Origin of the sequence: Leifsonia sp. LS1, assembly GCF_020521355.1 — a bacterium.
Classification (GTDB): Bacteria; Actinomycetota; Actinomycetes; order Actinomycetales; family Microbacteriaceae; genus Leifsonia.
The window spans coordinates 179,420-192,575 of the sequence record NZ_BPER01000009.1 but is presented as its reverse complement, the minus strand read 5'-3'; the positions used below and the strand labels follow the sequence as shown (position 1 = coordinate 192,575).

The window sequence follows — 13,156 nt, the reverse complement described above, 5'->3', positions numbered from 1 at the left end:
GGGGTGGGGGGGGGGGCCCCCCCCCCCCCCCCCCCCCCAACGGCTCACCTCTCGCGAGGGGAGAGGGAGGCGAGGGCTCCGGATTCGAGGGCGGTCCAGACGGTGCCGTCGGGAGCGACGGTGAGCCCGTGGGGTTCTGCGACATCGTCGGGGAGCGGGTGGAGCCGCACATGGCCCTCTGCGGAGACGTGGGCCAGCGCGTTCGCGCCCCAGACGGAGACCCAGACGCCGCCGGAGTCGTCCGTGGGGTCGGACGCCACGGCGTGCGGTTTCGCGCCGTCCGCGAGCCCGACGATCCGCACACTGCCGTCCTTCGCCACGCGGGCGAGGGAGTCGGAGCGGATGAGGGCGGCCCAGACGGCGCCGTCCTGCGCGACGGCGATGCCGACCGGTCCCGAGCCGGCGGGCAGCTCGGTCACCGCGATCGCCGCGTCGCCGCCGCGCACGTGGCCCAGCGCGTCGACGGCGTTCATGGTGAACCACAGGGAGTCGCCCGTGGACGCGATCATCGAGACCATCGCGTCCGCGGGTGCGACCGGGAACTCGTCCACCGCGCCCAGGATGCCGACCCGGCCGAGCGCGTTGCCGCCCAGCTCGGTGAACCAGGCCGTCCCATCGCCAGGAGCGACGACGCCGAACGGCTGCGCGCCTTTCGTGGGAGTCGCCGCCTCGGCGAGGATCCGCGGACCCGGGCCGAGCAGCATCAGCCGGTCGCCGGTCGTGTCCGTCACCCAGACGGTCGACTCCGTCGCCGCCGCGATGCCGGAGGGCTGGGAGCCCGCGCCGAGCGCGAGGTAGCTCAGCGAACCGTCCGCATCGCGCCGGCCCACACGACCGCCGTGCACGAGCGTGAACCACACGGCGCCGTCCTCGGTCGCGGCCACAGCGTAGGGGCCGTCGCCCTCGTCGCCGACCGGGAGGATCGCGACGGCGCTCACAGGGTGACGTCGATGGTGCGGTCGTACACGGTGCGCCCGCCGACGCGGATGCGGCCGTCGGCCAGCGGCACCGTCGTGAGCTCGGAACCCTCGCCCTGGCTGATGCGCAGCGCGCGACCGAGCCGGGCCGTGACGGACACGGCGGCCGCGCCCGTGGCCTCGTCCTCGACGATCCCCATGTCCGGCGCGAACATACGCGCCCGCAGCCGGCCCTCGGCCTCGTCGATCCACGCGTACGCGTAGTGGTGTCCCGTCGTGAAAGCGGAGGGGTCGAGCGCGTCGACGTCCTCGGGCGACGCGAGGGGCAGCCAGGCGAAGTCGGGCGTCCACTCCGGGCGGGCGTCGATCCAGGCGATGTCGTCGTCGACCTCGACGGTCACGTCGCCCGCCTTCTCACGCAGCACGCCGACCGGAGTGCGGCGGTCGGCGAGCCACCAGGCGGTCCCGACACTCGGGTGGCCGGCGAAGGGCAGCTCCCTGGCCGGGGTGAAGATCCGCAGCTCGGCGGTGCTGCCGGCTTCGTCGACCTCGTCCAGGAAGACCGTCTCGCTGAAGCCCAGCGCCGTGGCGATCGCCTGCTCCCGCTGCGCCGTGGCCGGAGAGCTGCGCACGATCCCCAGCTCGTTGCCGTTGCCGCCGCGCTCGTCGGTGAAAACGCGGACCACCACTACCTCGATCGACTCGTCCATGCCCCCAGCCTGACAGATGACCCAGGCACGGTTCACCCCCGGGGCGCATAATGCCCACATGACCGGTCACGATGAGAAGCAGAGCGACGAGCTGGTCGCGGTGGAGCACGCCGCGGAACGACTCGCGCAGCGCTTCCCCCACGTCCCTCGCACGCGGATCGAGCAGCTGGTGCAGGAGCGGCACGAGGAGTTCTCCGGAGCGCCCGTACGCGACTTCGTCCCCGTGCTGGTCGAGCACGACGTGAAGCGGTTGCTCCTGGCGGAGACGGACGGAGCGCAGGCCTGACGGCCGCGCCGCCCGCGTCCGCCGGTCCTGCCGGTGGGCGGGGCGCAGGCCGGAGCCGCGCGGGCTGCCGCCTATCATTGGTGTGCCCGACCAGCAGGAGCACGCCACGATGACCCGAGTCCCCACCGTCTACGACGTGGCCACCCACGCCGGCGTGTCCATTGCGACCGTCTCGCGCGTGTTCCGCCAGCCGGACACGGTCAAAGAGGCCACGCGGGAGCGGGTGCTCGCGTCCGTCGAGGCCCTCGGCTACGTGCCGAGCGGGGCGGCGCGCGGTCTCGCGGCGCGGCGCACCGGCGTGATCGGCCTGTTCTTCCCCGGACTGGACGCGCTGGACGCCGACGCCGGACGAGCGCTCGACGAGGGTGACGCGGGGGCGGCGACGATCATCCGCGACGTCGGCGGATCGGTCGACACCCGCGGGGGCGACCTCTACTTCGACGAGGTGCTCCGCGGGAGCGAGGTGGAGGCGTGGCGCTCCGGCTTCGTGCTGATGGTGGGCGTCGGGCGCGGCGCGACCGCGCACGACACCCTCGTCGACATGGCCGGCCGGGTCGACGGCCTCATCGTGCTCGCCGGCAGCGTTCCCGACGACGAGATCGCGCGGCTCGCCCGGCGCCTCCCGGTCGTCGTCATGGCCGGCCGCCGGCAGGGCGACGAGCTCGACCATGTGTCGGTGAGCAACACCGAGGGGATGCGCGCCCTCGTCGGCCACCTGCTCGACGACCTCGGGGTGCGCGAGTTGGCCTACGTCGCGGGCAGCGAGGGCTCCCCCGACGACGCCGAGCGCTGGCAGGGCTTCCGAGACGCCCTCACGGAGCGCGGGATGACGGCCCCCGCCACACCCGATCTCCGCGGCGACTTCACCCGGGAGGCCGGCCGCCGCGCCGGACGCGCGCTGCTCGCCCGCGACGTGCTGCCGCGCGCCGTGGTGTGCGCGAACGATCAGATGGCCCTCGGCGTCATCGACGCGGCCCGCATCGGCGGTGTCGACGTGCCGGGCGAGCTCATCGTCACCGGCTTCGACGGAATCGACGCGGGCCGCCTCTCCACCCCGCGGCTGACCACGGTCAAGCAGCCGATGGAGGAGGTCGGACGCGCCGCCGTGCAGACCCTCGTGCGTCGGCTGACCGATCCGGGGCGCGCCGCGGCCTCCGTACGCCTCCCGGTCCAGGTCTACCTCCGCGAGTCCTCCGAGCCCGCCGCCCCCTGACGCAGCCGAAGTTCACGTCGTTGCGGCCATTTCGGCGTTGTGAGCGCAACGTCGTGAACTTCGGCGGAAGCCCGGGCAGGGCAGGCGGCGACGCTTGAGGCGCGCGGGGTTGAAAACTGCAATGTATGCGCATACAGTCAGGAGGGCAACAACCTAGAGAAGGTGGCAATGACGCACTCACGACCCCCCGGCGCGCGACGCCGACGCCGGCTCGCGGCCCTTGCGACGCTCGCGGCCGCGGCTCTCGCACTGTCCGGCTGCAGCATCAAGATCCAGAGCCGGCAGGACCCCTCCATCCCGGCGGACACCATGCTGCTGGCTGCCGACAAGGGCACTCCGATGATGGAGCGCAACTTCAATCCGTACCTGGTCAACAAGCGCGCGGCGTCGTCGTACATCTACGAGCCGCTGGTCGTCATCAACGTGCTCGACGGCACGGGGACGCCGTGGCTGGCCTCGAAGATCGACCAGCCGGACGCCCGCACGATCGACTACACGATCCGCGACGGCGTGACCTGGTCGGACGGCAAGCCGTTCAGCGTCGACGACGTCGTGTTCACACTGAACCTCATCAAGAAGTTCCCGACCCTCGACCTCAAGGGGGCGTGGCAGCACATCGCCTCCCTCGAGACGAAGGGCGACCACCTGATCGTCCACCTCAAGGAGGACGACGCCCCGGCGCAGGACATCATCTCCCAGACGCTCATCGTCCCCGAGCACATCTGGAAGAACGTCAAGAGCCCCGACACCTGGCGGGATCCGAACCCGGTCGGCACCGGCCCGTACACCCTCGCGAACTTCACCTCGCAGCAGTACACGATGGACAAGTACGCGGACTACTGGCAGGCCGACAAGGTCGAGGTCAAGCACCTCGTGCTCCCCGCCGCGACCAATGAGCTCGACATCGCCACCAAGGGTTTCGACTGGGCGTACGCCTTCATGAGCGACGTGCAAGGCACGTGGGTGGACGCGAACCCCCACAACAAGTACTGGTTCCCGCCGGGCGGCATCATCGGCCTCATGCCCAACTTCACGGTCGCCCCGTTCGACAACCTCGACGTGCGGCGCGGCCTCGCATTGGCGCTCGACCGCGACAAGATCGCCGACGCCGCGACCGAGGGCTACATGAAGCCCGCCGGCCAGACCGGGCTGATCCTGCCGAACCAGGAGAAGGAGCTCGACCCGAGCATCCCCGACGGCGGCCTGATCAAGCAGGACACCGCCGGCGCACTCGCCGCCTTCGCCGCGGCCGGGTACACCCAGCAGGGCGGCAAGCTCGTCGGCCCCGACGGCAAGCAGTTCTCGTTCTCGATCACCACGGCCAACGGGTACTCCGATTGGCTGCGCGCGGTGCAGGAGGTCCGCAAGGAGCTGAGCGCGCTCGGCATCGACGTGCAGATCAAGCAGCCGCAGCCGCCGGGATACCAGCAGGCCATCCAGAACGGCGACTTCCAGGTCGCGATGGGCGGAATGGGCGGCGGCGTGATCTTCCAGGCGTTCAATGCGACGCTGTCGAGCGAGTTCGCGACGCCCATCGGCAAGGCGACCGCGAGCAACTTCGGCCGGTACAAGAACCCGGAAGCGGACGCGCTCCTCGCCGAGTACAAGGTCACGGTCGACCCGGCGAAGCGGCTCGAGCTCAGCCACCAGCTGCAGCGCATCGTCTACGACGACCTCCCCGTCATCTCCATGTACTACGGCGGACTCTGGGGCCTCTACAACGACGCCAAGTTCACCGGCTGGCCCGATGCGGACCACCCGTACGCGCCGCCGCAGACGTACGACCAGACCCCGCTGCTCGTGTTCACGCATCTCAAACTCCGGAAGGACGGTGAGTAGGCCATGAAATACGCACTCCGCAAACTCGGCCTCTTCGTCCTCACCCTGTGGGCGGCGATCACGCTGAACTTCCTCCTGCCGCGCCTCATGCCCGGCTCCCCCACCGACGCCGCCATCGCGAAGCTCTCCCAGAACGGCCCGGTGACCCAGGCCACCCGCGACGCGATCGAGGCCCAGCTCGGTGTGCCGGGCGGCAACCTGTGGGACCAGTACGTCAGCTACCTGCACCAGGTCGTCACGTTCGACTTCGGCGTCTCCTACACGTTCTACCCGCAGAGCGTCGGCGAGCTGATCGGGCAGGCGTTCCCGTACACGATCATGCTGGTCGGGATCGTGACGATCGTCGCGTTCGTGCTCGGCACCCTGACCGGCGTGCTCGCGGCCTGGAAGCGCAACACCTGGCTCGACTCCCTCCCCACACTGACCGGCACCTTCGCCAGCACGTTCCCGTACTTCTGGACCGCGCTGCTCCTGCTGTTCTTCCTGGGATACGTGCTCCACTGGTTCCCGACCTCGGGCGCCTACGGGCCGACGGCCTCCCCCGCCTTCAGCTGGGACTTCATGGTCGACGCGGGCTACCACGCGATCCTGCCCGCGGTCACCATCCTCATCACGTCGGTGGGCGGCTGGATCCTCGGCATGCGCAACGCCATGATCAACACGCTCGGCGACGACTACGTGACCTTCGCCCAGGCGAACGGCCTGAGGGGTCGCACGGTCGCGATGAAGTACGCGGCCCGCAACGCGATCCTCCCGAACCTCACCGGTTTCGGGCTGGCGCTCGGCGGCGTGGTCGGCGGCTCGATCCTCGTCGAGCAGGTGTTCGGCTACCCCGGCATCGGCTTCCTGCTGTTCAACGCGGTGATCGGCCAGGACTACCCGCTGATGCAGGCGCTGTTCCTGCTCATCACCGTGAGCGTTCTCGTCGCCAACTTCCTCGTCGACATCCTGTACGGCGTACTCGACCCAAGGACCCGCCGATGACCACCACACAGAGTTTCAAGTCCATCCGCGCCGACGAGACCGTGCGCCCGCCGCACCGGCTCGCGTTCATCGGCCGCGCCTTCGCCACCCTCTGGGCCAACTGGAAGTCGCGCCTCGGCCTGATCATCCTCGGCCTCTTCGTGCTCGTCGCGATCTTCGCCCCGTGGCTCGCCCCGTACGGCGCCACCCAGGACGGATTCCCCCGCAACGCAGACGCCAGCTGGGCCCACTGGTTCGGCACGACCGCCGCCGGCGAGGACGTGCTCAGCCAGCTGATCTACGGCACCCGCGTCAGCGTCACGGTCGGCTTCATCGCCGGTGCGCTGTCCACCCTGGTCGCCGTGCTGATCGGCCTCAGCTGGGGCTACATCCGCGGCTTCGGCGCCGAGGTGGTCAACTTCGTCGTCAACCTGTTCCTGGTGATCCCGGGTCTGCCGCTCATGATCGTCATCGCTGCCTACCTGCAGAACGGCGGTCTGGCCATGATCATCGCGGTCATCGTGATCACGGGATGGGCGTGGGGGGCGCGCGTTCTGCGCAGCCAGACGCAGTCCCTGCGTTCGCGCGACTTCGTGACCGCCGCCCGTTTCTCGGGCGACAGCTCGTTCCGCGTGGTGTTCCACGAGATCCTGCCGAACATGACATCGCTCATCGCCGGCTCGTTCTTCGGCGCCGCGACGGCCGCGATCCTGGCGGAGGCGGGGCTGGAGTTCCTGGGCCTCGGGGACTCCTCGATCGTCAGCTGGGGCACCATCCTCTACTGGGCGCAGAACTCGAACGCGCTGCTCACCGGCCAGTGGATCCTGCTGTTCGCCCCGGGCCTCTGCATCGCTCTGCTGGCGATGAGCCTCACCCTGGTCAACTTCGGCGTGGATGCGATCAGCAACCCGCGCCTGCGCGAGGGATCGGCCAAGTCCGCCCGTACCGCGCCCGATGCCCGCGCCGAGGAAGGAAGCGAGCGATGAACGCACTCCTGGAGGTCCGGGACCTCTCCGTCGTCTACGAGTCGGTCGGGCAGACGCCCGTGCAGGCGGTCGACCACGTGTCGTTCGACATCGGCGCCGGCGAGTTCGTCGGCCTGGTGGGCGAGTCCGGCTCGGGCAAGTCGACGCTCGGCTTCGCGCTCACGCGTCTGCAGAAGCCGCCGGCGCGCACCAACGGCGGCAGCATCCGCTTCGACGGCCACGACATCCGCGAGCTGGACGACGAGTCGCTGCGCCGTCAGCGCCAGGGCGGCTTCGCCATGGTCCTGCAGTCGGGCATGAACGCGCTCAACCCCGTGCGCACCATCCGCAAGCATTTCGTCGACATCTTCGCCGCTCACGGGCACGTCGCCCGCGCCCGCTGGGACGTCCGGATGCGCGAGCTCGTCGGCAAGGTCGGCCTGCCGGAGCAGGTGCTCGCGCGCTTCCCGGGCGAGCTGTCCGGCGGCATGCGACAGCGCGTCTCGATCGCCCTGGCGCTCTCGCTGGAGCCGCGCCTCATGGTGTTCGACGAGCCGACGACCGCACTGGATGTGCTCGTGCAGCACGCGATCATGGACACGATCACCGAGCTGCAGGCGTCGGAGGGCTTCACGGCCGTGCTGATCAGTCACGACCTGGGCGTCGTGCTCGAGGCCACCCAGCGCGTGCTCGTCATGCACGACGGCCGCATCGTGGAGGACGCCTCCAGCCGCGACATCCTGGAGCGCCCGCAGCACGAGTACACGCAGATGCTCCTCAGCCACTACGCCGACCCGCGCGGCGAGGTCGTCGAGCTGCCGGGCCTTCCGGCGGACCGCTCCGCCCGCACCACCGCGGTGGAGCAGCGGGAGGGCCGGGCCGCGCTCTCGGCGATCACCGTCGAGGGCGTCAGCAAGGTCTACCCCGCCCCCCGCCGTGGCGAGAGCCCGGTGACGGCCGTCGACGATGTGACATTCGTGCTCGAGCCGGGCCAGTCGCTCGCGCTCGTGGGCGCATCCGGATCAGGCAAGTCGACGATCGCGAAGCTGCTCACCGGTGTGGAGAAGCCGACCGCGGGGACCGTCCGCTTCGGCGACACGGATGTGGCGTCGCTCGGCAAGCGCGGCATCCACCAGCTGCACAAGAACGTGCAGATGGTCTTCCAGGACCCGTATGCCGCCCTCAACCCGCTGCACACCGTCGAGTACGCGCTCAGCCGGCCGGTGGTGAACTACACCGGCCTACGCGGCACGGAGGCCCGGAGGCGGGTGTTCGAGCTCCTGGAGACGGTCGGCCTGACACCCGTCGAGCAGTTCGCGCAGAAGCTCCCGCACCAGCTGTCGGGCGGCCAGCGGCAACGCGTCGTCATCGCCCGCGCGCTGGCGAGCGATCCGCAGGTGCTCATCGCCGACGAGCCGGTGTCGATGCTCGACGTCACCTTGCGCGCCGGAGTCCTCGCCCTGCTCGAGGAACTGCGCGAACGGTGGGGTGTCTCACTGCTCTACATCACGCACGACCTGCTGTCGGCCCGGCTCGTCACCGACGACATCATGGTGCTGAACGCCGGGCGGGTGGTCGAGCGCGGCCGGACCGCCGAGGTACTGCAGCACCCGACCGATCCCTACACGATCGCGCTGCTCGACGCGGTGCCGAACCCGGCCCGCACCCGGGAGGCCCTCGCGTGACCGACGCCGCGCGCACCCGGTTCGACGCGATCGCGCCGTTCGGTGCGCTGCCCGTGCCGCCGGGGGTCGACATCGTGGGCCTCCCGGCGCGGGTCGGCACGCTCACCGCGTTCCACGCCGCCCCCTCCGGTGCACCGCGCGGCACGGTGCTGGTGGTGCCGGGCTTCACCGGGTCGAAGGAGGACTTCCGCGACTTCCTCCCGCTGCTCGCCGCCCGCGGGTGGGACGCCTGGAGCTACAGCCAACGCGGCCAGGGGGACTCGGCAGCCCCCGCCGGCGTCGGCGCGTACCGGCTGGAGGATTTCGCCGCGGATGCGGTGGAGTCCGCCGCGCTCGCCGGAGACGGACAGCCGGTCCACCTCGTGGGCCACAGTTTCGGCGGTGTGGTCGCCCAGGCCGCCGTGCTCGCCTCGCCCGCCTCCTTCGCCTCGGTCACGCTGCTCTGCTCCGGACCGCACGGGTGGCCCGGACGACACCAGGAGACGACCGACATCGTCGCGCGCGACGGCTCGATGGGACTCTGGTACCGCGACAATCCCGACACCCGCGGCCTGCCCGATGCGGCGCTGCCGATCGAGCTCGCGTTCCTGCGGCTCCGCGCCGAGCGCACGTCGAGGGACAACCTCCTCGCCGGCGCGGAGATCCTGCGCACGCAGACCGACGTCACCGACGAACTGCACGCCACGAGCGTACGGGCGCTCGTCGCCCACGGCGAGCACGACGACAAGTGGCCGATCCCCGACCAGCGCGACATGGCGGAGCGGCTCGGCGCCGCCTATGCGGTCATCCCCGGCGGCGGCCACCTGCCGCAGGTCGAGGCGCCCCAGGCGACCCTCGCCGTGCTGGACGCCTTCTTCGGCGCACCGCCCGGCCCCGCATCCGGCTGACGGCTGATCCGCCGATCTGACCCGCCGACCTGATCCGGCCGCGCTTCCGACCCCGTTCCGCACGACGAACCACCCTGCACGACGAACCACCCGGCACGACAAGGAGAACTGTGCTCACCTTCCCCGACGGCTTCCTCTGGGGCGCCTCCACGGCCGCCCACCAGATCGAGGGCAACAACATCAACAGCAACTGGTGGGTGCACGAGCACACGCCCGGCACGAGCATCGTCGAGCCCTCCGGGGACGCGATGGACAGCTACCACCGCTACCGCGAGGACATGAAGCTGCTGGCCGACGCGGGGCTCGACAGCTACCGGTTCAGCGTCGAGTGGGCGCGCATCGAGCCGGAGCGCGGCTTCGTCTCGCGCGCGGAGATCGACCACTACCGCCGGATGGTGGAGGCGTGCCACGAGTTCGGGCTGAAGCCCGTCGTCACGCTCATGCATTTCACCGTGCCACGCTGGTTCGAGCGGGACGGCTTCTGGCGCGCACCGGACGCCGCCGATCTGTTCGCCCGTTACACGGAGCTCGCGCTTCCGATCGTGTCCGATGGTGTCGAGCACGTGTGCACCATCAACGAGCCGAACATCGCCGCCATGCTCGCCGGCGGGGAGGACGCCGCCAACCTCGTCGCCTACGGCCTCCCCAACCCCGACCTCGGCGTCGCCGACGCCCTGCTCGCCTCGCACCACCGCTCCCGCGACGTGCTGTCACAGGTCTCGGGCCTGAAGTCCGGCTGGACCATCGCCACGCAGGCCTTCCGCGCCACCGGCGAGCCGGGCTCGGAAGAGAAGCTGCGGGAGTACGGCCACCCGCGCGACGACTGGTACCTCGAGCAGTCGGCCGGCGACGACTTCGTCGGCGTGCAGGCCTACACCCGCACGTTCATCGGGCCATCGGGTCCGCTGCCGGTCGAGGAGGGCGTGGAGACCACGCTGACCGGCTGGGAGTTCTACCCGCCCGCGGCGGCGGAGGGTGCCCGCAGCGCCTGGGAGCTCTCCGGCGGTGTGCCGGTGATGATCACCGAGAACGGCATCGCCACCGCCGACGACGAGCGCCGCATCGCCTACACCGAGGCCGCCCTGCGCGAGCTGCACGCGGCCATCCAGGACGGCGTGCGGATCGACGGCTACCTGCACTGGAGCGCCCTCGACAACTATGAGTGGGCGAGCGGCTACCGTCCGACCTTCGGTCTCATCGCGGTGGACCGCGAGACCTTCGTGCGCACTCCGAAGCCGAGCCTGGCATGGCTCGGCTCGGTCGCCCGGGCGAACGGGCTCTGAGCGGGAACGCCCTCTCCGGTATCCACGGCGAGAATGCGCCGGATCATCGCGATCCGGCGCATTCTCTGTGCCGACCCGGCCGTATCAGGCGCCGCTCGCCGCTCGCCGCCGTCGCCGGTCGGCGGTGAGCGCCAGCGTCCCCAGCGCCACGGCCGCGAAGGCCAGGGTCAGGAGGCCGCCGGCCGCCGGAAGGTCGACCTGGGCTCCGGTGGCCGCCAGCCGTCCGGTCGCCGCCGGCGCGGCCGGAGCCCCGTCTCCGACGCCCGGCAGGCGAACGGGCGCAGCGGGTCGCGGATCACCCGGGTCGCCCGGATCGCCCGGATCGCCCGGGTCCCCCACGTGCGGGTCGATCGGCGGCAGGTCGCTCGGGACCTCCGGCTCCGGCTCGCCGGGGTCTTCCGGCTCTGGATCCGGCACGACAGGCACCTCCGTCTCGGGCTGTCGTTCCGCCGTGTTGGTCAGCACGACCGGGATGTCGCCGCCCGCGGTGACCGTCAGCACCAGGTCCTCCCCCGCAGGGACCCCGTTGATCGTGAACGCGGGCGACGCCCATGCGACGCCGTCGAGCGGCTGCGGGGCCCGTTCGCGCACGGCCACGTCGGTGCCGGCCGGAATCCCGGCGACCCGCTCGGCCGTGCCGTCCGCCGCGAGCAGCAGCTCACCGTGCACATGCTCTCCCTCCCCGTCGGGGTAGGAGTATTCGACGGCGAACGCGGCGTCGTCCGGAACCAGGTCGCGAGCCGCACCGGTCACCCGCTTGGCGAGCGTGAATCCACCCGTCTGCGGCGGTGCCTCCTCGGCGGTGTTCACCAGCTCCACCCGGACGGTCTGACCGGCGACGATCACGAATTCGGCACCCGGCCCCCGGACCACACCGTCCACGACGATGCTCACGTCGCCCCAGGTCACCCCGGAGACCGGCGGCAGGTTGACCTCGCCGATGGTCACCCGCGTTCCCGCCCGGTACCACGGCGAGACGACCTCGGCCCCGCCGGCCGTGACACTCGCGGTGGCGTCCTGATACCCGGCGGCGGAGTACTGCGCGTGGAACGCGGTGTCGGGGTCGACGGTGTCGGCTGCCGCCCCGATCAGCGACTTGGAGACGGAGAACCGGCCCACCTCGTCGCCGCCCGCGGTCCCTCCGCCCGAGCCGGACAGGGTGATCTCGCTCGTGGCGACGACGGATCTCACGGTCGCGTTGTTGCGGAAGGTGTCCCCGGCGCGCGCCTCACCGGCCGGCCGCGTGATGTAGTTGGCGCGAATCGCGCAGGCCCCGTCCAGTCCGGCCTTCTGTGCGAGCGCCGGATCCACCTCGATCGTCATCGAGAGGCCGTCGGGAGAGATCGTCCAGCTCGCGAGCGAATCGTCCCCCACCACGTGGGGGTAGCGCGCAGGATCGGTGTCGCAGCTCTGCTCGAGGTACGGGCGCCATTGCGGCGCGGGGTACGCCCCCGGATCGAGGAATCGATGCGCCGCGCCCTCGCCGATGCGATCGACGATCACGAGCGGCGACACCCCGTCGCCCGGCCACGCGCTCGACGGGACCGCGACCTTCCACCAGAAGCCCTCGCCCTCGGCTCGATAGTCCGCTCCCCACTTCTGCACGCGCGTGATCACCGGCGCGGGTTCGGCGGGCCCGGACGGCTCGCCCGTCTCCCGGGCCTGGATTCCGCCGCCACCGGGGAGCGGGACGAGGTGGGAGCGGTCGCCGTCGACGGCGACCGTCACCGCTCTCTCCTCCGTGGCCGTGCTCGCGCGCACGGTCGCCCACAGCGACCCGTGCACGTCACGCTTGCCCTCGACCGACGCGTTCAGCACGCAGGCGAGGAGCGGCGGCGCGCCGGTGACCGTGCACTCCCCCATCGGGTCGCCGGTCAGTGTCTCCAGCGCGAACGGAGTGATGCTGACGGTCGAGAACTCGCCGGGAAGGCCGAGTGTGAACCGGTGGCCTGCGCCCGTGCCGTCCGGCACGGACCACGATGCCGTGACGAGCACGGAGTCGCCGACCGTCAACGCGTGGTCGGCACCCGTCGCCGGACTCCGCGTGATCCGAATGGTGGCCGGGTCGATTCCGCCGTGCTCGACGGCCGTCACCGGCGAGGCGACCACCACCCCGGTCAGGCCGAGTATCAGGCCCGTCGCGGCGGCGATCAGAGGGTTACGCAACGTCATCGGACACCCCTTCGATTCGGACGCGACGCCGGAGATGGCACCGCATCGCGTCCCTCAACCTGACCAGACGAACGGGGGTAGACCGTGTCCGCGCGCGGACATGCAGTGCCATCGTCGAGCTTTCTCCGCGGTGGCCCAGCGGACTCGCCGGATTCTCCGGCCTCCCTCGGTAGCGCCGGATATATTCCGCAACGCATGTATTTCGGACACGAAATCTCCGCGGTGCGCAGCCCGTC

General features: G+C 71.1%; 11 protein-coding genes. 8 read left to right on the top strand and 3 right to left on the bottom strand.

The features are described from left to right. Positions 1-44: 44 nt before the first annotated feature. Positions 45-938, bottom strand: a complete 894-nt coding sequence (locus LLS1_RS16370) for a hypothetical protein (RefSeq protein ID WP_226657201.1) — start codon at positions 936-938, stop codon at positions 45-47. Continuing rightward, the gene (locus LLS1_RS16365) at positions 935-1,627 is read right to left on the bottom strand and encodes a PhzF family phenazine biosynthesis protein (RefSeq protein ID WP_226657199.1); all 693 of its coding nucleotides are present in this window, start codon (positions 1,625-1,627) and stop codon (positions 935-937) included. The genes LLS1_RS16370 and LLS1_RS16365 overlap by 4 nt, the downstream gene beginning before the upstream one ends. A gap of 58 nt (positions 1,628-1,685) precedes the next feature. Here LLS1_RS16365 and LLS1_RS16360 point away from each other — a divergent pair, with 58 nt between their 5' ends. From LLS1_RS16360 to LLS1_RS16325, 8 genes are all read left to right on the top strand, one after another. Next, positions 1,686-1,913, top strand: coding sequence for a three-helix bundle dimerization domain-containing protein (locus tag LLS1_RS16360; protein WP_226657197.1), 228 nt, complete (start codon positions 1,686-1,688; stop codon positions 1,911-1,913). Positions 1,914-1,995: 82 nt separating this feature from the next. After that, positions 1,996-3,126, top strand: coding sequence for a LacI family DNA-binding transcriptional regulator (locus LLS1_RS16355; RefSeq protein WP_226657195.1), 1,131 nt, complete (start codon positions 1,996-1,998; stop codon positions 3,124-3,126). A 168-nt stretch (positions 3,127-3,294) separates the two neighbouring features. Beyond that, entirely contained in the window at positions 3,295-4,965 is a 1,671-nt protein-coding gene (locus LLS1_RS16350) for an ABC transporter substrate-binding protein (protein WP_226657193.1), read from the top strand. 3 nt (positions 4,966-4,968) lie between these two features. After that, on the top strand, positions 4,969-5,949 hold the full coding sequence (locus LLS1_RS16345) for an ABC transporter permease (RefSeq protein WP_226657191.1): 981 nt from the start codon (positions 4,969-4,971) through the stop codon (positions 5,947-5,949). Then, positions 5,946-6,914, top strand: coding sequence for an ABC transporter permease (locus LLS1_RS16340; protein ID WP_226657189.1), 969 nt, complete (start codon positions 5,946-5,948; stop codon positions 6,912-6,914). The genes LLS1_RS16345 and LLS1_RS16340 overlap by 4 nt, the downstream gene beginning before the upstream one ends. Beyond that, positions 6,911-8,578: an ABC transporter ATP-binding protein gene (locus LLS1_RS16335; RefSeq protein WP_226657187.1), complete on the top strand. Its 1,668-nt coding sequence runs from the start codon at positions 6,911-6,913 to the stop codon at positions 8,576-8,578. Before LLS1_RS16340 ends, LLS1_RS16335 begins: the two co-directional genes overlap by 4 nt. Next, the gene (locus LLS1_RS16330) at positions 8,575-9,465 is read left to right on the top strand and encodes an alpha/beta fold hydrolase (RefSeq protein WP_226657186.1); all 891 of its coding nucleotides are present in this window, start codon (positions 8,575-8,577) and stop codon (positions 9,463-9,465) included. Before LLS1_RS16335 ends, LLS1_RS16330 begins: the two co-directional genes overlap by 4 nt. Positions 9,466-9,575: 110 nt before the next feature. Next, positions 9,576-10,748 (top strand): glycoside hydrolase family 1 protein, encoded by a 1,173-nt coding sequence (locus LLS1_RS16325; RefSeq protein ID WP_226657184.1) that lies wholly within the window; start codon positions 9,576-9,578, stop codon positions 10,746-10,748. An 84-nt stretch (positions 10,749-10,832) separates the two neighbouring features. Here LLS1_RS16325 and LLS1_RS16320 read toward each other — a convergent pair whose 3' ends face one another. Next, positions 10,833-12,920, bottom strand: coding sequence for a DUF5979 domain-containing protein (locus LLS1_RS16320; protein WP_226657182.1), 2,088 nt, complete (start codon positions 12,918-12,920; stop codon positions 10,833-10,835). Between the last annotated feature and the right edge of the window lie 236 nt (positions 12,921-13,156).

Bases quoted from the DNA above. Each gene is read 5' to 3' on its own strand.
- LLS1_RS16345 (WP_226657191.1), top strand. From the start codon at position 4,969: ATGAAATACGCACTCCGCAAACTCGGCCTCTTCGTCCTCACCCTGTGG.
- LLS1_RS16365 (WP_226657199.1), bottom strand. From the start codon at position 1,627: ATGGACGAGTCGATCGAGGTAGTGGTGGTCCGCGTTTTCACCGACGAG.
- LLS1_RS16350 (WP_226657193.1), top strand. From the start codon at position 3,295: ATGACGCACTCACGACCCCCCGGCGCGCGACGCCGACGCCGGCTCGCG.
- LLS1_RS16340 (WP_226657189.1), top strand. From the start codon at position 5,946: ATGACCACCACACAGAGTTTCAAGTCCATCCGCGCCGACGAGACCGTG.
- LLS1_RS16335 (WP_226657187.1), top strand. From the start codon at position 6,911: ATGAACGCACTCCTGGAGGTCCGGGACCTCTCCGTCGTCTACGAGTCG.
- LLS1_RS16360 (WP_226657197.1), top strand. From the start codon at position 1,686: ATGACCGGTCACGATGAGAAGCAGAGCGACGAGCTGGTCGCGGTGGAG.
- LLS1_RS16320 (WP_226657182.1), bottom strand. From the start codon at position 12,920: ATGACGTTGCGTAACCCTCTGATCGCCGCCGCGACGGGCCTGATACTC.